Annotated in this window: 19 protein-coding genes and 1 pseudogene; 12 read left to right on the top strand and 8 right to left on the bottom strand. The window is 69.8% G+C overall.

Translation table 11 applies throughout. The features are described 5' to 3' along the window. The first annotated feature begins 10 nt into the window (after window positions 1-10). The 3 genes from AC5RUP_RS08345 to AC5RUP_RS08335 all read left to right on the top strand — a co-directional run bounded on the left by AC5RUP_RS08345 (window position 11) and on the right by AC5RUP_RS08335 (window position 3574). A complete protein-coding gene (locus tag AC5RUP_RS08345; RefSeq protein WP_494158447.1) occupies window positions 11-1744 on the top strand; it encodes a bifunctional ADP-dependent NAD(P)H-hydrate dehydratase/NAD(P)H-hydrate epimerase in 1734 nt (577 codons plus the stop codon). 23 nt (window positions 1745-1767) lie between these two features. Then, complete coding sequence (mgrA, locus tag AC5RUP_RS08340) at window positions 1768-2808, top strand: L-glyceraldehyde 3-phosphate reductase (RefSeq protein ID WP_494154649.1); 1041 nt, start codon at window positions 1768-1770, stop codon at window positions 2806-2808. Window positions 2809-3130: 322 nt separating this feature from the next. After that, the gene (locus AC5RUP_RS08335; protein ID WP_494154650.1) at window positions 3131-3574 is read left to right on the top strand and encodes a hypothetical protein; all 444 of its coding nucleotides are present in this window, start codon (window positions 3131-3133) and stop codon (window positions 3572-3574) included. Between the two features lie 84 nt (window positions 3575-3658). Here AC5RUP_RS08335 and AC5RUP_RS08330 read toward each other — a convergent pair whose 3' ends face one another. Continuing rightward, window positions 3659-4120, bottom strand: coding sequence for a DUF3817 domain-containing protein (locus tag AC5RUP_RS08330; RefSeq protein ID WP_494154651.1), 462 nt, complete (start codon window positions 4118-4120; stop codon window positions 3659-3661). Between the two features lie 160 nt (window positions 4121-4280). Here AC5RUP_RS08330 and AC5RUP_RS08325 point away from each other — a divergent pair, with 160 nt between their 5' ends. Next, entirely contained in the window at window positions 4281-4913 is a 633-nt protein-coding gene (locus AC5RUP_RS08325; RefSeq protein WP_494154652.1) for a TetR/AcrR family transcriptional regulator, read from the top strand. Between the two features lie 4 nt (window positions 4914-4917). Next, window positions 4918-7518, top strand: a complete 2601-nt coding sequence (locus AC5RUP_RS08320) for an MMPL family transporter (protein ID WP_494158446.1) — start codon at window positions 4918-4920, stop codon at window positions 7516-7518. A gap of 43 nt (window positions 7519-7561) precedes the next feature. On the opposite strand, the gene AC5RUP_RS08315 is transcribed toward AC5RUP_RS08320, so the two are convergent. After that, window positions 7562-7873, bottom strand: a complete 312-nt coding sequence (locus AC5RUP_RS08315; RefSeq protein ID WP_494132042.1) for an MmcQ/YjbR family DNA-binding protein — start codon at window positions 7871-7873, stop codon at window positions 7562-7564. Between the two features lie 86 nt (window positions 7874-7959). Then, window positions 7960-9297 (bottom strand): annotated as a pseudogene (locus AC5RUP_RS08310) (family 4 glycosyl hydrolase). 215 nt (window positions 9298-9512) lie between these two features. Between AC5RUP_RS08310 and alr the strand changes: the two are divergent. The 7 genes from alr (at window position 9513) to AC5RUP_RS08275 (ending at window position 15806) form a co-directional block, all read left to right on the top strand. Further along, window positions 9513-10823 (top strand): alanine racemase, encoded by a 1311-nt coding sequence (gene alr, locus AC5RUP_RS08305; protein WP_494158445.1) that lies wholly within the window; start codon window positions 9513-9515, stop codon window positions 10821-10823. Between the two features lie 13 nt (window positions 10824-10836). Further along, a complete protein-coding gene (gene tsaE, locus AC5RUP_RS08300) occupies window positions 10837-11502 on the top strand; it encodes a tRNA (adenosine(37)-N6)-threonylcarbamoyltransferase complex ATPase subunit type 1 TsaE (RefSeq protein ID WP_494158444.1) in 666 nt (221 codons plus the stop codon). 180 nt (window positions 11503-11682) lie between these two features. Continuing rightward, window positions 11683-12120 carry a VOC family protein gene (locus AC5RUP_RS08295; protein WP_494012659.1) on the top strand — a complete coding sequence of 146 codons (438 nt, stop codon included), beginning with the start codon at window positions 11683-11685 and terminating at the stop codon, window positions 12118-12120. Between the two features lie 152 nt (window positions 12121-12272). Then, window positions 12273-12941, top strand: a complete 669-nt coding sequence (gene tsaB, locus AC5RUP_RS08290) for a tRNA (adenosine(37)-N6)-threonylcarbamoyltransferase complex dimerization subunit type 1 TsaB (protein ID WP_494153527.1) — start codon at window positions 12273-12275, stop codon at window positions 12939-12941. A gap of 38 nt (window positions 12942-12979) precedes the next feature. After that, on the top strand, window positions 12980-13507 hold the full coding sequence (rimI, locus tag AC5RUP_RS08285; protein WP_494153528.1) for a ribosomal protein S18-alanine N-acetyltransferase: 528 nt from the start codon (window positions 12980-12982) through the stop codon (window positions 13505-13507). Then, window positions 13504-14571: a tRNA (adenosine(37)-N6)-threonylcarbamoyltransferase complex transferase subunit TsaD gene (gene tsaD, locus AC5RUP_RS08280; protein ID WP_494025461.1), complete on the top strand. Its 1068-nt coding sequence runs from the start codon at window positions 13504-13506 to the stop codon at window positions 14569-14571. Before rimI ends, tsaD begins: the two co-directional genes overlap by 4 nt. A 149-nt stretch (window positions 14572-14720) precedes the next feature. Next, on the top strand, window positions 14721-15806 hold the full coding sequence (locus AC5RUP_RS08275) for a substrate-binding domain-containing protein (RefSeq protein WP_494153526.1): 1086 nt from the start codon (window positions 14721-14723) through the stop codon (window positions 15804-15806). A gap of 20 nt (window positions 15807-15826) precedes the next feature. Here AC5RUP_RS08275 and AC5RUP_RS08270 read toward each other — a convergent pair whose 3' ends face one another. From AC5RUP_RS08270 to AC5RUP_RS08250, 5 genes are all read right to left on the bottom strand, one after another. Further along, a complete protein-coding gene (locus AC5RUP_RS08270; RefSeq protein WP_494091632.1) occupies window positions 15827-16402 on the bottom strand; it encodes a hypothetical protein in 576 nt (191 codons plus the stop codon). A gap of 11 nt (window positions 16403-16413) precedes the next feature. Next, on the bottom strand, window positions 16414-17562 hold the full coding sequence (locus tag AC5RUP_RS08265; RefSeq protein WP_494153525.1) for a zinc-dependent alcohol dehydrogenase: 1149 nt from the start codon (window positions 17560-17562) through the stop codon (window positions 16414-16416). A gap of 135 nt (window positions 17563-17697) precedes the next feature. Next, window positions 17698-17901 (bottom strand): hypothetical protein, encoded by a 204-nt coding sequence (locus tag AC5RUP_RS08260; RefSeq protein WP_494153524.1) that lies wholly within the window; start codon window positions 17899-17901, stop codon window positions 17698-17700. Between the two features lie 97 nt (window positions 17902-17998). Next, window positions 17999-19147 carry a glutamate--cysteine ligase gene (locus AC5RUP_RS08255; protein ID WP_494025465.1) on the bottom strand — a complete coding sequence of 383 codons (1149 nt, stop codon included), beginning with the start codon at window positions 19145-19147 and terminating at the stop codon, window positions 17999-18001. 90 nt (window positions 19148-19237) lie between these two features. Continuing rightward, window positions 19238-20500: a THUMP-like domain-containing protein gene (locus tag AC5RUP_RS08250; protein WP_494153523.1), complete on the bottom strand. Its 1263-nt coding sequence runs from the start codon at window positions 20498-20500 to the stop codon at window positions 19238-19240. Between the last annotated feature and the right edge of the window lie 86 nt (window positions 20501-20586).

The following is a 20586-nucleotide window of genomic DNA, read 5'->3' as shown; positions in this document are numbered from 1 at the left end:
AGGGGGTTGCATGATCCGCGCCTGGTTTCCGGAGGACATCCGCGCCGCCGAACGGCCGCTGCTGGACGCCGGGCAGGGGCCGCTGCTGATGGCCCGCGCCGCGGCCGGACTGGCGGCCGCCGTCGTCCGGGAACTGAAGCGCGTCCGGGGCCGGGTCTATGGTGCCCGGCTGGTGGTGCTGGCCGGCAGCGGCAACAACGGCGGCGACGCCCTCTTCGCCGCTGCTTCGGTGGCCCGCCGCGGCGCCACGGCGACGGCGGTGCTCACCTCGGAGCGGGTGCATGCGGCGGCGCTGGCCGCGTTCGAGAGGGCAGGAGGATCCGTGCTGCGGCTGGCGGCGGAGGGAGCCGGCGAGGACCCGGCCCGCCGGGCCCCGGAGGTACCCACGGCTCCGCAGCTAGGCGAGGCCGCGCGGGCCATCCGCGAGGCGGCCGCGACCTGTTGTGCCGCCGACGTGCTGGTCGACGGGATCTTGGGCACCGGCGCGTCCGGGGCGCTGCGGGGACCGGCCCTGGAGCTGGTCCAGGCGGTCCTCGAACCGAAGCCGGGGCCGGAGCCGGAGCCCGGTCCGGGCCGCCGCCGCCCCCGGGTCGTGGCGTGCGACCTGCCCAGCGGCGTCGACGCCGAGACCGGCGAGGTGAACCACCCCGTGCTGCCGGCTGACCTCACGGTCACCTTCGGCGGAGCCAAGACCGGCCTGTTGCTGGATCCCGCGGCGGCGCTCGCGGGCCGGGTGGAAACGGTGGACATCGGCATCGGGGACCTCCTTCCGCCGCCGCGGCTGCGGCGGCTCCAGGTACAGGATCTGGCCCGGTTGTGGCCCGTGCCGCGCCGAACCGACCACAAGTACACCCGCGGAGTGCTCGGCGTCGCCGCCGGATCTGCGTCCTATCCCGGGGCCGCCTTGCTCGCGACCCAGGCCGCCGCCGCCACCGGTGTGGGCATGATCCGCTATCTCGGCGCGGCCGAGGTGTGCCGCCAGATCAACGTGCTGACCCCCGAAGCAGTCTGCTCGCAGGAGTCCGTCGCCGCTTCGCGCGTCCAGGCGTGGCTGGTGGGACCGGGAACCGACGGTGACGCGGAGCAGCGCCAGCGCGCCAGGGACGCCCTGGCATCCGGGCTGCCGGTGATTGCCGACGCCGGTGCCTTTGACGTGCTGCCCGCAGAGCCCGGACCCCGGGTGGTCCTGACGCCGCATGCCGGCGAACTGGTGCGCATCCTCTCAGCCCAGGGGGTGGAGACCGACCGGGAGCACATCGAAGCGGCCCCGGCGGAGTTTGCCGCGCTGGCCGCCGGGCTCACCGGGGCCACCGTGCTGCTCAAGGGCTCCGTGACGGTGATCGCCGCACCGGACGGCGCCCTGTTCAGCCAGGACGACGGGCCCGTATGGCTGGCCACGGCCGGTTCGGGCGACACGCTGGCCGGGATCCTCGGAGCGCTCGCGGCGACCATCCGGACCGAGGACCTGGACGCTGCCGGTTTCGCCGCGGCCGAGCACGGGGCGGTGGTCGCTGCCATGGCTGCCTGCCTGCACGGGCTCGCCGCGTCGGAGGCATCGGGGCGGGACGGCGTAGGGCGGGACGGCGGGGCGCAGCCGCAGCCTTTGGAGTCGGAGAACCGCCGCGGACGCGCCGGAAGGCGGGCAGCGCCGTCGTCGTCACCGGGTGCACCCCTGGCCGCCTCCGATATCAGCGCCGTCCTCCCCGCGGTTGTGGGCAGGATCATCGCCGGTCGGAACCGGTAGCCGCACGATGGCATGATGAGGGGATGGCGTATGAGGCTGCAGAGAACCGGTACCAGAACATTCCCTACCGCCGGGTGGGCCGCAGCGGGCTGAAGCTGCCCGCCGTCTCGCTGGGCCTCTGGCACAACTTCGGCGACGACAAGCCGTTCGAAGTGCAGGGCGCCATCCTGCGCCGGGCCTTCGACCTCGGGGTGACGCACTTCGATGTGGCCAACAACTACGGCCCGCCGGAGGGCAGCGCCGAAACCAATTTCGGCCGGCACATGCGCCAGGATTTCCTGCCCTACCGGGACGAACTGGTGATCTCCACCAAGGCCGGCTACCTGATGTGGCCCGGCCCGTACGGCGAGTGGGGTTCGCGCAAATACCTGCTCTCCAGCCTGGACGCCTCGCTGAAGCGGATGGGCCTGGACTACGTGGACATCTTCTACAGCCACCGGCCGGACCCGAATACGCCGCTGGAGGAGACGATGGGCGCGCTGGACCAAGCCGTCCGCTCCGGCAAGGCCATGTACGCGGGCATCTCTTCCTACACCGCCGAGCAGACCCGGGAGGCGGCACGGATCATGCGCGCGCTGGGGACCCCGCTGCTGATCCACCAGCCCTCGTACTCGATGCTCAACCGCTGGGTGGAAGGCGGCAGCCCGAACCTGCTGGAAGTCCTGGCGGACGAAGGCATGGGTTGCATCGCGTTCTCGCCGCTTGCCCAAGGCATGCTCACGGACCGCTACCTGAACGGCATCCCCGGAGACTCCCGCGCCGCGCAGGACAAGTCGCTGTTCCCGCAGATGCTCTCCGACGAGAATCTGGACCGCGTCCGCGAACTGAACCAGCTGGCAGCGGACCGCGGCCAGTCACTGGCGCAGCTGGCCATCGCCTGGGTGCTTCGCCGGCAACCCAAGGGCGCCCCGGTCACCTCGGCCTTGATCGGGGCCTCGAGCGTGCAGCAACTGGAGGACAGCCTCGCCGCCGTGGCCAAACTGGACTTCACGACCGAGGAAGCCGACGCGATCAACCGGTTCGCGGTGGACTCCGACATCAACATCTGGAAGCCGAAGGGCTGACGGGGGGATGCTCCCGCCGAGAGGATCCAGCGCGGAAAAACCGCGTGACGGGGTACCCGGCGATACCTGTTTCCACTACGCTGTAGACGTGCCAACCGCACCTTGGGGCAGGGTGCGGGGCACCGGAGGCAGGATCCTCCCGAGGGATGGCAACCTCAAGTAACTTCTGTTGGGCCGGGGGCAGTCCCGTCTTTTTTCCGGCACCAGTGAGCGGCAGCGGCGATAGGAAGCCGGGGGGCCCCGCCAGGCCGCTCATCGATGACAGGCGGACGCGCCTTCCGCGTTCCTGGCCTCCCGTAAAAGCACGGAAGCACTCTCAGTAATGAAAACTTCAGCAAGACTGCGCGTGTGGTTGATGGTGACCGGCGTACTCCTGGGACTTCTCGCATCAATCGGCCTGGCGGCACCGGCCGGTGCCAGCAGCGTGGCGGTGCCTGCTTCGCATTCCCACGAAGACAAAGGTGACCACGGCAACGGCAACGGCGACGCCGAGCTGTCGCTGCGCATTTATGATGACGGCGATTACCGGGTAAGGGGCGAGGGCTACGAGGCGAACCGCGTCCACGTCTGGATCATCAACGTCTCCAAGCATAAGGTCGTGGATCATTTCCGCGTCCGGACCGATGACGGCGACTTCACCGTCCGGGGTGATGACCTGAAGTGCGGCAAGACGTACAAGGCGGTCAGCTACAGCCGCGCCGACGGATGGGTATCGAGCGACCGCGTCAAGTTCCGGTGCGACGACGACGACAACGGCCACCACTAGGAGATAAAAACGGCAGTGAGGAGCCGCCGGCCCGAAAACGGCGCCGGCGGCTCCTCGCCGCTGTGGTCGGGTTGTGATCCGGTTCTAGGCGAACCAGGTATCCGGCGGACCCATGTAGAGCAGGAAGCCGAAGACGGCGGCGACGGCGACGACGACGGCGGCGATGGCCGCCAACGGGCGGGCGAGCACTGCCGCCTGCAGCTTCTCGAGGAAACCGCGCGGCGCGTCACCGCCGGCGCCGAGCCGCCACACGTCGCCGAGCAGGCCGTTGCGGTCCATCGACTTCTCCACGGGAATCGTCGCAAACGGGATGGCGGCGGAGACCACGGCCAGGATGCCGCGGCCCGCAGACCACCTTTGGTTCACCCACGTGAAGCAGGTGCTGACGACATAGCAGAGGAAAACAAAGCCGTGCAGGCCGCCCGCGATACTGACCGCCAGGCGTGCTTCCGGCACCAGCGCCCGCAGCAGCAGGGCCAGCAACAGCAGCGTCCACGTCACGGCCTCGGCGAAGGCGACGGTGCGGAACAGGGTGCGGGGAGACATGAACGTCCTAGGAGATTAGTCGGCGTCGGCAAGGTGCCAGGGGGTGTCCTACGGGGAGGGGCATCCCCACTAAATTTAGCCGAGGACCCGGCCACACCTGAAATATCATGCACCCAAGGCAATTTTGCATGCTGTGCAACTTGGGCTCTACACTGGCCGGATGAGCGCAGAAACTTCGGTGCCCCTGGAAGGGCTCCGTGAACGAAACAAGGCGGCAACGCGCGGCGCCATCACCGCAGCCGCGTTGCGGCTGACCAGGGAGCAGGGTCCGGGCGGTTTCACGGTGGACCAGGTGGCAGCAGAGGCGGGAGTTTCGCGCCGGACCTTTTTCAACTATTTCCCCTCCGTCGAAGCGGCGGTCACGCGGCCGGTGGAAGAATTCCTGGAAGAGTCCTTCAGGCGGCTCGACGAGCGGCCGAACGACGAACCGATCATGGACGCGGTCCTCGCCACCTTCGGCGGGGAGATCAGCCAGGGCCGGCTTGCGCTGTTGTGCGAGATCTACCAGATGGGTGTCGACGACGCCCAGTTGGAGCGCGTGCAACTGCAAGCCTGGAGCCAGGCCAGGCAGTCACTCGAAGACGGGCTGCGCCCCCGCCTGCCGGACAGCGCCGGCGAACTCATGGTCACGGCGCTTGCCGGTTCGCTGATCGCCTGCGCGCAGGCGGCCATGCGCATGGCCGCCACCCAAACCCCCGCCGGCGGGGCACCCGAACCGTCGGCCTTCCGCCAGCAGTTGCTCGAGAGCCTTGACATGCTGCGCAGCGGCTTCAACCCCCATCCCAAGGACTGACCCCATGGCCTCACTGCTCTACAGACTCGGTAAGCTCGCCGCGCGGAAACGCTGGTGGTTCGTCTCCGCGTGGCTGGTGGTCATGGTCGCCGTCGGCGGATCCGTCGCTGCCTTCATGGGCACCCTCTCCAACAGCTTCACCATTCCCGGCACTCCCGCCCAAGCAGTGGCGGACGACCTGCGGGAGAAAATGCCGGCCGCCTCGGGCGGCCTCGGCACGATCGTGTTCACGACGGCGGACGGCCGCGCGTTCACCGTCGGGCACCAGGACGCCATCGCGGCCATTGCCGCGGACCTGACGAAGCTGGACGCGGTCAAGAATGCCACGAACCCGGTGGAACTGCAGACCGCCCTGGACAATGCGCCACGGACGATCGCCGACGGCGAAGAGAAGCTCGAAGCCGCCGCGCAACGGCTTGAGGACGCCCAGGCGGAGCTGGATGAGGGCAAGGCGCAGCTGGAGCCGGGCCTGCAGCAGCTGAAGGCGGCCGAGGCGCAGATCGGGCAGCTGGAAGCAGCCGGCCAGACAGCGATGGCCGAGCAGGCGCGTGCCCGGCTGGAGCCGCAGCGCGCGCAGCTGGAAACGGCACAGGCTCGGTTGGCGGAAGCCGAGCGGCAGCTGGCAGACGGCCGGGCGGAGTACGAGTCAGGCGTCGCCGATCTGGAGGCGGGGAAGCTGCGGCAGCAGTCCTCCGAGGGGCTGCGGTTCGTATCCGGGGACGGCTCGGCCGCCTTCGTCCAGGTCCAGTTCGAGCAGGGCATGATGGAGGTTTCCAAGGAGGACCGCGAACAGGTCCAGCAGGTCACCGAGGCCGGCCTGGTGCCGGGCCTGCGGGCGGAGTACAGCAAGGACATCGTCGAAGACATCTCCAGCCTGTTCGGAGCAGCCGAGATCATCGGCATTGCCGTGGCCGCCGCCGTGCTGGTGCTCATGCTCGGCACGCTCATCGCGGCCGGACTGCCGCTGCTGATGGCGATCGTCGGCGTCGGGGTCGGCGTGGGCGGCACCATGGCGCTCAGCGGTGTCATCGAGATGAGCTCGGTCTCGCCGGTGCTGGCGCTGATGCTGGGCCTGGCCGTGGGCATCGACTACTCCCTGTTCATCGTCAACCGCCACCGCACTCAGCTGCTCTCCGGCGTGCCGCTGGTCGAATCGATCGGCCGGGCCACCGGGACCTCCGGCAACGCAGTGCTCTTTGCCGGGCTCACCGTGATCATCGCCCTCGCCGCGCTGGCGGTGCCGGGCATCCCGTTCCTGACGGTGCTGGGACTGGCCGGAGCCGCAACGGTGGCGGTCGCCGTCGTCGTCGCCCTGACCCTGACCCCGGCGATGCTGGCCATCATGGGCAGGCGCATCCTCTCCCGACGCGCGTGGGCCAGGGCCGGCCTGCCCGGCCCGGTGGCCGCCGACGCGGAGACCACGGCGCGGGAGGCGGACTTCCACAACGATCCCAGGCGCAGCTGGGGCGAGACGGTCACGAAGCACCCGTGGCTCGCGCTGGTCGCGGGCGTGGCGGTGCTGGGCGCGATGGCGGTGCCGGCCGCCGAGCTGCGGCTGGGCCTGCCGGACGGCGGCTCCGAGCCGGCGGATTCGACGGCCTACCAGTCCTACCGCCAGCTGGGCGAGAGCTTCGGGGAGGGAATCAACGGCCCGCTGATCGTGGTGGCCGGCCTCCCGGCGGTACTGGAAGGCACCGCGACCGACGAGGCGCTGCTGCGGCTCTCGCAGGAGCTGCGGGCGATGGACCACGTCGCCGCGGCCGTTCCGACCGGCACCAGCGGGGACGGGCGCACCGCCGTGCTCCAGGTCATTCCCGCAGAAGGCCCGGCCGCCGAAAGCACCGAGGAGCTGGTCCACGACCTGCGGGCGCAGGCCGGCGCACTCGAGCGGGAGACCGGCGTCGCGATCTCCGTGACCGGGCAGCCGGCGATGCAGATCGACGTCTCCGACAAGCTGGCGGACGCCATGCCGGTCTACCTGGCCATCGTGATCGGGCTCTCCCTGATCCTGCTGCTGCTGGTCTTCCGCTCCGTCCTGGTGCCGCTGCTGGCCACCGCGGGCTTCCTGCTGTCACTCGGTGCCAGCTTCGGCGCCGTGGTGGCGATCTACCAGTGGGGCTGGCTGGGCGGCGTCTTCGACGTCCACGACCCCGGGCCGATCCTGAGCTTCCTGCCGATGATCATGATTGGCGTGCTGTTCGGCCTGGCGATGGACTACCAGATGTTCCTGGTCTCGGGCATGCGCGAATCCTATGCGCACGGCGAGGACGCCAGGGCCGCCGTGGTCAGCGGCTTCAACCACGGCGCCAAGGTAGTCACGGCCGCGGCGATCATTATGGTCTCCGTGTTCGCCGGGTTCATCTTCTCCCACCTGACCATGGTCCGGCCGATCGGCTTCGCGCTGGCCCTGGGCGTGCTGCTGGACGCGTTCGTGGTGCGGATGACGCTGATCCCGGCGGCGATGCACCTGTTCGGCAAGGCGGCCTGGTGGATGCCGGCCTGGCTGGACAGGGTGCTCCCGGACGTGGATGTGGAAGGCGCCCAGCTGGTGCAGCACGGCCGGCGGCCCGAGCGGGTCGAGGCGCAGCCCGCCGGGGCGCGCTAAGGCCCCGGACGGGCACGGTCCCGCCGCAGGGCGGCCGCGCAGGTCAGCGGCTGTGCCGGCCTCCGGCGAGCCGGAACGATTCGTCGAGCAATTCTTCGAGATGGCCGGGTTCGACTTTGTCCAGGAGCATCAGCACCAGCAGCGGCGAACGCTCGTGGTGCGGGGTCCAGAAAAAGACGTCCGGGGCCGTCGCGGCCAGGGCGTCGCGCTCGTCGGACTTGACGGTCAGCACGCCCGGCTCCCACATCCGCGCCATCAGCGACTTGGCGAACCAGGCTGGCTGGCCCCAGCTGGGCCGCTCGGTGACGCCGGGCAGGGCCAGGCAGAGGCGGCGCACATCGTCCTCGGTGGGCATGCCCTCACCCTGCCACGTGCGGCCCCGGCGGGCCAGCCTCCCCGACGGGCCAGCCTGACCGGCCGGCCGGAGGCGGCGATCTCTTGTCAGCTCCAGCGGTATCCGTGGGCCTGTTCGTAGGCCGCGAGCAGGCGGTGGGCCACATGGCCGGAGGTAATCAGCGGATGGATCATGAAGGCGCGGAGGGCCGCCGCGCGGTCTCCCTGCCCGCCGCGGATGACCTCCTGCTCCACGGCCTTGATCTGCGTCATCAGCCCAACCTGGTGAAGGGTCAAAGGCTTCACCGGCAGGGGACGGGCGCCGTCCGCATCGACCACCGACGGCACCTCGACGACGGCGTCGTCCGGCAGCTGCGGGATGGTGCCGGCGTTGCGGACGTTGAGGATCAGTTCCGTGCGCTCGCCGGACAGCAGGGCGCGCATCACGTCCAGGGCCACCTGCTCGTAGCCGCCGGCGGCCAGGTCCTGTTCGTCGCGCGCGACGCCGATGTCGCGGGCCTCGGACAGGTAGCCCTCCTCGCGGCGGCGCAGGGCGTCCTCCCAGTCCGCGTAGGGGGTTCCGGAAGCCTGCAGCCTGGCGTACAACTCCTGCTGCAATTCGTGTATGGACTCGCCGCGGGTCTGGGCGGCGCCGGCCAGGGCCAGGGTGGCCTCCCGGCGAAATTAGTAATAGAACAGGTAGGCATTCGGAATGGCACCGAGCACCTGCAGTTCGCGCGTGCCGAAGATCCGGCCTTCCTCGAACGACTGGACCCGCCCCGGGTCGCCGAGCAGACCGGGAAGCCGGTCCCGGCCCTCGTGCTCCAGCCCGCGCAGCCAGCCCAGGTGGTTGAGGCCCGCATAGTCCACGCCCGCCAGCGAACCGCGGTTCAGCGTGACCCCGGCGGCCCTCGCCGCGCGGCGCACCAGCCCGAGGGGCGTGTCGCAGATTCCGACCACCCGATGGCCGAGCAGCGGCAGGACGGCTTCGGTGACCAGCCCGGCGGGATTGGTGAAGTTGATCAGCCACGCGCCGGGGCAAAGCTCGCGCATCCGCCGGGCGATGTGCAGGGCGGCGGGGACAGCGCGCAGGCCCGCGGCTATCCCGGCAGCGCCGGTGGTCTCCTGGCCCAGCAGGTTCAGCCGGGTTGCCACGCGTTCGTCCAGCGTCCTGCCCAGGGTGCCGCCGGGACGGATGGCCGAGAAAACGACGTCGGCGCCGGCCAGGGCGCTATCCAGGTCCCGGGCGGACTCTATCTTCGGCGGTCGGCCGCCCCCGGGCAAGGGCGCGTCCTCCAGCACCCGGACGATCGCCTGCTGGCGGCTTGCGTCGGCGTCGTGGCTCACCAGCCGGTCCACCAGGCCGGCCGCGGATCCGTTGGCCAGCGCGCGGTAGACCAGCGGCACCCGAAACCCGCCGCCGCCCAGTATGGCAAGTGTTGCCACTGCTTCCCCCGAACGATTGACATTGCATAACGATCGGCCGCCCGCAGCCCGGGACGCGGCCCTTGCTTGTATTGTGCCAGCAAGGGCTAACCACAAGCCCTGGCGGCTGAACCTGCGCTCGGGCCGAAGATCGTTGACCGCGCTCGCCGCGGTGCATTGCGCTCCGCGGCGCAGGCCTTCAGCCGGAAGCATGCTTCGGATGGGAGAATAGATCCGTGAGCTCTACAACGTCACCGTTGCCCTATGACCGCCAAGCCGTCATCAACCTTGCCGCCATCCGCGCCAACGTGCGGCACCTGCGCGAGGTCGCGGCCCCCGCCCGGGTGATGGCGGTGGTCAAGGCGGACGCCTATGGCCACGGCGCGGTCCCGGTGGCCCGGGCGGCACTGGAAGCCGGTGCGTCCTGGTTGGGCACTGCGCACTTCACCGAGGGGCTGGCCCTGCGCGCGGCGGGCATCGATGCCCCCATCCTGGCCTGGCTGCACACCCCGGACACTGACTTCGCCGCGGGCATCGAGGCGGGGATCGACGTCGGCGTGTCCGGTTGGGAACTCGAGCCGGTGGTCAAGGCGGCCCGGCGGCTCGAACGGCCGGCACGCGTGCACCTGAAGATCGATACCGGGCTGGGTCGCAACGGCTGCCCGCCGGCCCTCTGGGAAGACCTGATCAACCGGGCCGTGGAGTACCAGGAACAGGGGCTGCTGCGGGTGGTCGGCGTCTTCTCCCACCTAGCGGTCGCCGATGAACCGCACCGGCCTGAGACGGACGGGCAGGTGGACCGCTTCCGCGAGGCTGTAGCGGTGGCCGAGAACGCGGGGCTGGATCTGGAGGTCCGACATCTGGCCAACACGCCCGGTACGCTCAGCCGCCCGGACGCGCACTTCGACATGGTCCGCGTGGGGCTGGGCATTTACGGGCTCTCGCCCTTCGAGGGGCAGACCCCCGAGGAACTCGGGCTGGTTCCGGCCATGACGTTGCGCGCACGGGTGGCCAACTGCAAACAGGTGCCCAGCGGCCAGGGCGTCTCCTATGGGCTCAGCTACCTCACCTCCGGGCCGACCACGCTGGTGCTGGTACCGCTGGGCTATGCGGACGGCATTCCGCGCAGCGCCGCCAACGTCCAAGTGTCCATCCGCGGCCGCCGCTATGACGTGGTGGGCCGGGTGGCCATGGACCAGTTCGTGGTGGACCTGAGGACCACCGACGCCAAAGACCTCGTGGGCGAGGAAGTGATCGTTTTCGGGCCGGGCCGGGACGTCCCGGACGCCCAGGACTGGGCGGCGGGCGCCGGAACCATCAACTACGAGATCGTCACCCGCGTCAGCCAGCGGGTCCCGCGCTACTACACGGGAACCGCCGACCAACGGGAGGGCGGCGAGGTCGGCACTCCGGCGGCCGCGGCACCCGGAGTCGCGGCATCCGCGGCCGAGCAGGCAGCGGCGGCGGCCCAAGTCCGGGCGGCGCTGGCGGCGATCGACGACCGGAACACCGACAGCGCCGGGGATCCCGGCGCCGTGCTGGCATGAAGGCGCCGCTGACATGAACGATGACGCCGACCGGACAGGGGGAGCACCTGCCATGACGCAGCAGCAACCGGCCTCGCCGGTGTGGGAGCGCGAGTTCCACGTGGGCTCGGCCGAGGAAACCCAGGCGCTCGCCGCCCGGCTGGGCAGGATCCTGCGCGCGGGCGACCTAGTGGTGCTCAGCGGCGGGTTGGGGGCGGGCAAGACCACCTTCACCCAGGGGCTGGGAGAAGGACTCGGCGTCCGTCCCGGCATCATTTCCCCCACCTTCGTGCTGGTCCGCAGCCACCCCAGCATGAACGGCGGGCCGGACCTGGTCCACGTGGATGCCTACCGGCTGCAGTCAGACGGGGAGATCGACGACATCGACCTGGAAAACACCATGGACCAGGCCGTGACCGTGGTCGAGTGGGGCCGCGGCCGGGTGGAGCACCTCTCCGAGAGCTGGCTGGACATTTCGCTGGTCCGGGCCACCGGGGCAGACCTGGCGAACCGGCCCGCCGAGGGAGCGCCGGCCGGGCCGCAGGGTGCGGCACCGGGCGCCGCCGTGCCGGGTGGCGCCGCCGCAGCGGAGCGCAGCACCGGCGTCGTGCTCGACTTTGACGAGCCCGACGACGGCGAGCCGCGGCTGATCCGCATGGCCGCCTACGGGCCGCGCTGGGCCGCGTACATGTTTGCCTGACCCGCAGGACATTTTCCCCGCGCGCCTCTTGCGGAGGCGCCGCCGGGCGGCCAGACACCGCCGTTTCATCGGCGCGGGCGATTTTAGCCGGGCGGGGACCCCGGGGGAGCCCGCGGTCTTCACGGCCCCCGGGCGCAGGTCCATAATCGATGGCGTCATCAGACCACGAGGAGGCCCGCCATGGAGACCAAGCTGAACCCGTACCTGGGATTCCGCGACCAGGCCAGGGAAGCCATGACGTTCTACCAGTCGGTGTTCGGCGGCGAATTGACGCTGAACACTTTCGGCGACTTCCAAGCCAGCGACGACCCGGCGGAGACCGACAAGATCATGCACTCGCAACTGTCCACCGAGCGCGGGCTGGTGCTCATGGCAGCGGACACCCCCGCCAGCATGGAATACACCCCCGGGTCCAGCCATTCGCTCTCGCTCAGCGGCGACAACGAGGCCGAACTGCGAGGCTACTGGGAAAAGCTGATCGACGGCGCCGACGTCACGGAGCCGCTGCAAAAAGCGCCCTGGGGCGACACCTTCGGCATGTGCACGGACAGGTTCGGCATCCAATGGCTGGTCAACATCGCCGGCACGCCGCAGGAAGCCGGCACACCGCAGGCGTGAGAGCCGACCCGAAAACATGGCCCGCCTCCGCGGCCGCCGGTCGGGCCCTCACCCTGTCCCGGCCGCGGCCCGGCACCCTGTCCAGGCCGCGGCCCGGCACCTCCTGATCGGCGCCCGAAAGTCACCCCGCGTCCCTCAAGTAAAATTGACGCGTGCTCATTCTCTCCATTGATACCTCCGCCATCGCCAGCGCCGCGTTGCTGGCCGGACAAGGAGAGACCCTGGCCGCGTTTGCCACCGAGGACACGCGCACCCACGCCGAGGTGCTGGCCCTCGGAATCAGCAAAATCATGACGACGGCGGACGTCACCGGCACCGACATCGACGCGTTGGTGGTGGGGGTGGGCCCGGGACCCTTCACCGGCCTGCGCTCCGGCATCGCCACCGCGCGGGCGCTGGCCTTCGCCTGGGGCAAGCCGCTGCACGGGGCGATGAGCCTGGACGCCATCGCCGTGGACGCCGCAACGGACGCGTGGCGCGCCGGCGTGGACGAGTTCGTGGTGGCCACCGACGCCCGGCGCAAGGAAGTGTACTGGGCGCGCTACCGCAGTACCGGCGGCACGCACGAACTGCTCGACGGCCCGCATGTCGGCGCGCCCTCGGATGTTCCGCGCCTGCCGGCCTACGGCATGGGCGCCGGGCTGTACCCGGAGCAACTGCTGGCCGTCACCGAGTACAGCGGCACCCAGCCGACCGCCGAAGCGCTGGGCCGCACCGCCGTCGCCCGCCTGGATAAGGGGCTTGCCCTGCCGGACACCACGCCGCTGTACCTGCGCGAGTCCGATGCCAAGGTTCCCGGACCGCGGAAGCGCGCCCTGTGACCGCCCGCACGCCGCGGCCGGCGGGCGGCATCCGGCCGATGACCGAGGCCGACGTACCGGCCGTGGACGCGCTGGAACGGAAGCTGTTCCCGGACGACGCGTGGCCGACGGAGATGTTCTACGAGGAACTGGCACAGGACACCCGCAGCTACTACGTGGCCGAGGACGCGCTCGGCACGGTGATCGGCTACGCCGGGCTGATGTGCGTGCGGCCGATCGCCGATGTGCAGACCATTGCGGTGGTCCCCGAGCGCGAGGGGCAAGGCATCGGCACCACGTTGCTGACCCTGCTGATCGACCTGGCACGCAGCCAGCGGGCCGACGACGTCTTGCTGGAAGTGCGCGCGGACAACCCCCGGGCGCAGCGGCTCTACCGCTGGTTCGGCTTCGAGCAGATCCACGTGCGCCCGCGTTACTACCGGGGCGGCGTTGATGCCCTGATCATGCGGCTGCGCCTCAAGGACTGGGCAGGTGCTCCCGGCACCGATGCCCACACCGGCTCCGACGGCGGCACCGGGACCGGCCGGACAAACCACGAACCCGAGACGACGGAGGACACGCGATGAATCGCACCGAACCGCTGGTGGTAGGCATCGAGTCCTCCTGCGACGAAACGGGCGTGGGCATCGTCCGCGGGGATACGCTCCTGGCCAACACGGTGTCCTCCTCGATGGAGGAACACGTGCGCTTCGGCGGGGTGATCCCGGAGATCGCCTCGCGCGCCCACCTCGACGCCTTCATCCCGACGCTGGAACAGGCGCTGGACACGGCCGGCGTCACCCTCGGCGAGGTGGACGCGCTCGCGGTGACCTCCGGCCCCGGGCTGGCCGGCGCCCTGATGGTCGGCGTGTGTGCGGCCAAGGCCCTTGCCTTGGCCACCGGCAAGCCGCTGTACGCCATCAATCACCTGGTCGCCCATGTGGGCGTCGGCGTGCTGGACGGGGGAGCGCTGCCGGAGAACCTGGGCGCGCTGCTGGTCTCCGGCGGGCACACGGAGATCCTGCGCGTGCGTTCCCTGACCGACGACGTGGAACTGCTCGGCTCCACCATCGACGACGCGGCGGGTGAAGCCTACGACAAGGTGGCCCGCATCCTGGGCCTGGGCTATCCCGGCGGCCCGGCGATCGACAAACTGGCGCGGGAGGGCGACCCGAGGCGCATCCGGTTCCCCCGCGGACTGAGCCAGCCCAAATACATGGGCTCGGCCGAGGCCCCCGGCCCGCACCGCTATGACTGGTCCTTCTCCGGCCTGAAGACGGCCGTCGCCCGCTGCGTGGAGCAGTTCGAGGCCGCGGGGGAACCGCTGCCGGTGGCCGACATCGCCGCGTCCTTCCAGGAAGCCGTGGCGGACGTCATCACCGCGAAGGCGATGCTGGCCTGCACCGAAAACGGCGTCACCAACCTGCTGCTCGGCGGCGGCGTTGCGGCGAACTCGCGGCTGCGGGCGCTGACCGAGGAACGCTGCGCGGAGCACGGCATCTCCCTGCGCGTGCCCCCGGTGTCCCTGTGCACGGACAACGGAGCGATGGTCGCCGCGCTCGGCGCCCAGGTGGTCATGGCCGGCGGCAGGCCCTCCGGCCTCGAATTCGCTCCGGATTCGTCGATGCCGGTCACCAGCGTGCACCTCTAGGGCGATCCGGCCCGGGCCCGCCGCGCAGGACGCACACCGTCTATCCCAATCCGCGGCGGGGTTCTAGGCTGAAACCACGGCGGGGCACGCCGGCCCTTCCTCACAAATCTCCCATCCGGTCGGACGGCGGAACGACGGAGGTACACGACATGGGATCATTTGCCGGACGAATGAAACTGCCGGCGGCGGTGGCCGTCACGGCCGCGCTCCTGCTGACGTCCTGTACCCGCACGGGTGAAGAGACGGGGGAGGGGCCGGAAGCCGGAGGCGCCGGAGGCTTCGAGAGCGGCTCCTTGATCGGCGTGTCCCTCTCCGCCGACACCGCGTACGCCGAAGCGCTGTTCACCGAACAGATCGAGGGCTCGAACTTCGAACCCAACGTCCAGGTTGCCGAAACCGCCGCGGAACAGCAGCAACAAATCAGTACCATGCTCGAGGGTGAACCGGAAGTGCTGATCGTGGACCCGGCAGACCCGGCAGGTCTGGGGGAGCAGTTGGCCGCGGCGCAGGAGGCGCAAATCCCGGTCATCGCGTTCGGCACCATGGTCACGGGCACCGGCGCGGCCGGCTACCTGGTGGGCGCGGATGCCTTCCAAACCGGTGAGCTCCAGGCCCAGGCACTGCTCGATGGGCTGGCCGAACGGCAGGGCGGAGGACCCTACAACGTCGAACTGTTCAGCGGCCACCCGGACGACGGCGGGGCGCGCCTGGCGTTCGACGGAGCGATGAGCGTGCTGCAACCCAAGATCGACGACGGCACCGTGGCCGTGCTGTCCGGGCAGACGGATTTCGAGGCAACCGCCGGCGAAAACCCCGATGCGGCGGCAGAGCGGCTGGCCGGCATGTTGCAGGAGGCGTATGCCTCCGACGATGTGCACGGCATTCTGGCCGCCGACGACACCACCGCTCAGGCCCTCATCCAGGCCACCGAAGACGGCGGGCAGGACTCCGCCGTCGTCGTCGGCAGCGGATCCGCCCCGGAAGCCGTGGAATCAATCATGGCCGGCAAGCAGTACGCCACCACCTACGCCGATCCGGCGGCCATGGTGGGCGAGGCCCTGACCGTCGTCAAAGGGTTCGCGCAGGACGATGCCCCCGAGGCCGACGAGGAAGAGTCTTACGGCAATGCGGAAACCAGCGTGGCCGCCTACCTGACCGAAGCCGAGGCCGTCACCAAGGAGAACGCCGCGGAGGTCTTCGCCGACAACCGGGAACTGCTGCAGCTCGTCGAGTAGACGCCGGGGATTGTCGGCGTTCAGGCGCGCAGGCGCCGGGCCAGGCCCCTGACCGCCAGTGCGGCCAGGCCGCCTGCCGCCAGCCAGGGACCGGCCACGATGACCGGGTCGAGCCATTGGTGGCTCAGGTCCGCACGCTTCGTCCCGGTCCGGGAGGCCAGCCCGTGATGGCTGAACTCGCTGCGCACGCCGGATTCGGTGACGGGATTGTCCGGACGCAGCGTCGCGAAGGAGCGGAGGTGGCTTTCCCAGGCATCGACCCGGTCGGCGGCAAGCAGGATTATCCAGTGGGCCGCCCGCGCCTCGCTGTACTTCCGGTAGGAGTAGCGCCGCATCGCGCCCGAGAGGCCCTTGGGCGGCGTCGACGTGCCGAAGACGGGCGTCAGCATGCGGTGCTCAAGGGATCGCTCGCGCGGCCACTTCTCCTCCTGGCGGTCGGGGAAATCCCAGTGGGCGCCGGTGGCGCCGGGATCGAAGCGTTCCTTCGGCACGGCCGGTCGGTCCTTCGGATCCAGGTCGGCACCCCAGCCTGGGATCCGGGCGCGGAGTTCTTCGCTGGTGTGCCTGCGCTCGGGTTTTTCGGCTCGGTACGGCATCGCGGAGTCTCCTAGCCGGCATTCGGCACGATGAGCGGCTTGATGCAGCCATCGAGTTTCGACGAGAAAATGTGATAGCCGTCGGAGATATGCTCCAGCGGTATGCGGTGGGTGACGATGTCGTTCGGTTTCAGGTAACCGTTGCGGATGTGCTCGAACAGGCGCGGCCACTGGCGCTTGACCGGACACTGGTTCATCCGCAGCGTCAACCCCTTGTTCAGGGCGTCCCCGAATTTCACGGCGCTGAACATCGGACCGTAGGCGCCCATCACGGAAATGGTCCCGCCCTTGCGGACCGAATCGATGGCCCAGTTCAGGGCGACGGGCGAGCCGCCCTGCAGCTTGAACTTTGCGGAGGTGAGGTGCTGGGCAAGGTTGCCGTCCGCCTCGGCGCCCACGGCGTCAATCGCCACGTCCGCGCCCAGATCATCCGTCACCTTCTTCAGGTGCACCACGATGTCGTCGTACTCGACGAAGTTGTAGGTCTCCGCGTGCGCGAAGGAACGGGCCATCTCCAGCCGGTACTCCAGGTGGTCGATGACGATCACGCGCCCCGCTCCCATCAGCCAGGCGGACTTCGCGGCAAACAGCCCCACCGGTCCGGCCCCGAACACCACCACGGTGTCGCCTTCGACGATGTCGCCCAGCTGCGCCCCGAAGTAGCCGGTGGGCAGGGCGTCGGTGAGCATCACGGCGTCCTCGTCGTCCATCCAGTCCGGGATCAGGGCGGGTCCGACGTCGGCGAAGGGCACCCGGACGTATTCGGCTTGGCCGCCGTCGTAGCCTCCGCAGGTGTGGGAGTAGCCGTAGATGGCGCCCACCGCCGTGGCATTCGGATTCACGTTGTGGCAGTTGGAGTACAGGCCCCGCGCGCAGAAGTAACAGGAGCCGCAGTACACGTTGAACGGCACCATGACCCGGTCGCCCGGCGCGAGGTTCCGGACCGACGGCCCCACCTCGTGGACCACACCGATGAACTCGTGGCCGAACGTCATCCCGACCCGGGTATCGGGCATCATGCCGTGGTAGAGGTGCAGGTCCGAGCCGCAAATCGCGGCCAGCGTCACCCGGACAATGGCATCGTTGGGGTGTTCAATGGCGGGAATGTCTTTTTCTTCCACCCGGGTCTTATAGGGCCCGCGGTACACCATGGCTCTCATCGGTGCCTCCTTGAGGAAGCGGATAGTCGAGTGCCCGCAAGCTTCACACGCCCGGTAAGCAACGGTCAAGGCCCTCAGGCGTCGGGGAGGCCAGCGCCCGGGAGACCGTGCGGCCGGAGACGGAGGTGGCCGGTCCTAGCCGCCTTCCGGTTCCTGGGGGGACGCCGGGTCCTTGGCACCGTCTTCCGGCCGGTCCTCGGGCCCGCGCTCGACGTCCGGTTCGATGGCGGCATCCAGGCTGGCCGAGCCGGCGTGCGGCGGCGCGTCGGAGTCCTGCTCCGGGACCGGGGCGTCCGCCTGGTACAGCGCCTCGTCGTCAGCATGCTTTTCCCCGGCCATGCCCAGCCCTTTCCCGCATCCGGCTCTGTTTCCTCTGGTGTTTCCTTGGGGCAGAGCCTACGCCTGTTCGAAACCAAACGGGACCGGTTTCGGGCTCTCAGTTGCTCCCGCGAAGCTGGCTGACCACGTCGAGGACGACGGCGCGCAGGTCGCCGTCGTGTTCGGCGGCAACCCTGCGCTGGCGCTGGTAGCCGGCGCCGGCCTCGAGGATCTTCTCCACGTCTGCCAGCTCGTCGCTGCAGCCAAGCTTCCGGGCGACCGGTTCCAGCCGGTTCAGCACGTGTTCGCGCAGGTGTTCCGTGACCGGCATTTCCTTGCCGGCGGCGTTGAGGATGATGATGGCGTCCATGCCGTAGCGGGCGGCACGCCACTTGTTCTCCTGCACGTGCCACGGCGGCATGGTGGGGATGGCCCAGCCGTTGTCCAGGGCGGTGGAGAACTCGTCCACCAGGCACTGCGTCAGCGCGGCCACGGCCCCCACATCCTGCAGCGTGGACAGCCCGTCGCACACCCGCATCTCGATGGTGCCCAGCGCGGGAACCGGCCGGATGTCCCAGCGGATCTCGCTGATCGTGTCGATCACTCCGGTGGTGAACATGTCCTCGACGTAATCCTCGTACACCGCCCAGCTGGGGAACTGGAACGGCAGCCCCGCGGTGGGCAGCTGCTGGAACATCAGCGCGCGCTGCGAGGCGTAGCCGGTGTCCTCTCCCGCCCAGAAGGGGGAGGAGGCGGAAATTGCCTGGAAGTGCGGGAAATAGTTGACCAGCCCGTCCAACACCGGCAGGGCCTTGTCCCGGTGGTCCAGGCCCACGTGCACGTGCACGCCGTAAATCACCATCTGGTGCCCCCACCACTGGGTGCGGTCGATCAGCTTGGCGTAGCGTTCCTTGTCGGTGACCGGCTGCAACCGCGGCGCGGCAAACGGATGGCTGCCCGCGCAGAAGAGCTCCACCCCCATCGGGTCGGTGACGTCGCGGACGGCCGCCAGGGCGCTGCTCAGGTCCGCTTTGGCCTCGCGGACGGTGTTGCAGACACCGGTGACCAGCTCCACGGTGTTCAGCAGCAGCTCCTGCTTCACGTGCGGGTGCTCGTCATCGTCCCGCAGCTCCGGATGCCCGGCGCGGACGGCGTCCAGCACCTGCTCGGCCACCGAGACCAGTTCGCCGGTCTGGGCATCCACCAGCGCCAGCTCCCACTCAACCCCGAGGGAGGATTGGGCGGACCGTGCGAAATCGATGTACAAACGTTGCTCCGTCTTTGGCTGGACCGGCTGCCGCCGGAGGTATGGGTCTGCTGGGGCCGCGGGGCCAAGACACAGCTTGATTCTAGTGCGTCAGGGCCTGGCGCTGCGCTCGCGGCTGCGGGCGCCGGCGGCGGGGACGGGCTCGACGACGATGGCGATCCGGTCCTCGCCGACCCTCGTCAGCACCAGGGTCGCCTTGTTCGGCCCCTTGCCGGAACCGGTCAAGAGGGTCTTGCGCAGCTCGTCCGGGGCAACCGACGTGCCGCGCTTCTTGATCTCCAGCGTGCCGATCCGGCTCGCCTTCACCCAGGCCTTGAGCTTCTTGACGTTGTACGGCCTGACCTCCAGCACCCGGTATGCCCGGGCGAACGGCGTTGGCTGCAGGTGCGGGGCGCAGATATACGCGATGTGCTCATCCAGCAGGTGCCCGCCCAGCCCGCGGGCGAGGTCTGCCACCAGCCCGGCGCGGATCACCGCGCCGTCGGGCTCGTACAGGTAACCCGCCGCCGGTCCGATGGCCACGTCCTGGTTGGCCGGGTCGTAGCTGACGGCGCTGGTCAGTTCGGCGGTGCCGCCGGCTCCGGTGACCAAGGCCGCCCGCCGGATGCCCGGCCGCGCCAGCCGGTTGAACCACAGCGCCGCCTCGACCACGTCGCCGTCGACGGATACCCATTGGGCTTCGCAGTTGTCCGGCAGCGCCTCATGGGGAATCCCCGGGCCCAGCTTGACCCCCACCGGCATTCCCCGGTCGGCCAGCCTCTCCACGAAGGACAGCGGCGGAGAAAACGCCTCCGGGTCGAAGATGCGGGTGGTGCCCGAGGCCGTCGTCGTCCGCCGCGCCGGATCCAGCCACACGCCGTCGATCCCGGTGAGGTCCAGTCCCTCCGCATCGGCGTTGACCACGGTCGCGGTCGGCCACGGCATCAGGTTAATGGTGGCTACCGCGGCGGTCGTCTCGTCCCGTTCCACGGCGGTGACCCTGCGGTCCAGGCTGGCCAGCGCCATGGCGTCTGCGCCGATTCCACAGCCCAGGTCCGCGACGTGCTCCACCCCGGCGGTCTGGAACCGCCGGGCGTGCAGGGCCGCGATGTTCAGCCGCGTGGCCTGTTCCAGCCCCGCCGGGGTGAACAGCATTTTTTCCGCGAAGGGACCGAACTTCGCCGTGGCCTTCGCACGGAGGCGGGACTGTGTCATGGCGGCGGAGACCAGTTCGGGGGAGTGGCCGGCCTTGCGCAACTCGGTGCCGGTGTGCAGGCTTTCCGCTTCGGAATAGGGGCCGAGCGAATTCAGCAGTTCCCAGCCTTCCGGAGTGAGAATCGGTGCAATGCTCTCGGCGTGGGTCTCGGGTGCCATGGTTTCAAGCCTAGTGCAGCGGATTCAGGCCGGCGGACCGGCCGATTCGTGCCTTCAAAGCGGCGATGGGTAGTTCTCCCCATAGC

This window comes from Arthrobacter sp. Y3223151 (assembly GCF_059091125.1).
The sequence above is the reverse complement of the archived record's forward strand: the minus strand, read 5'-3'. Positions and strand labels throughout refer to the sequence as shown.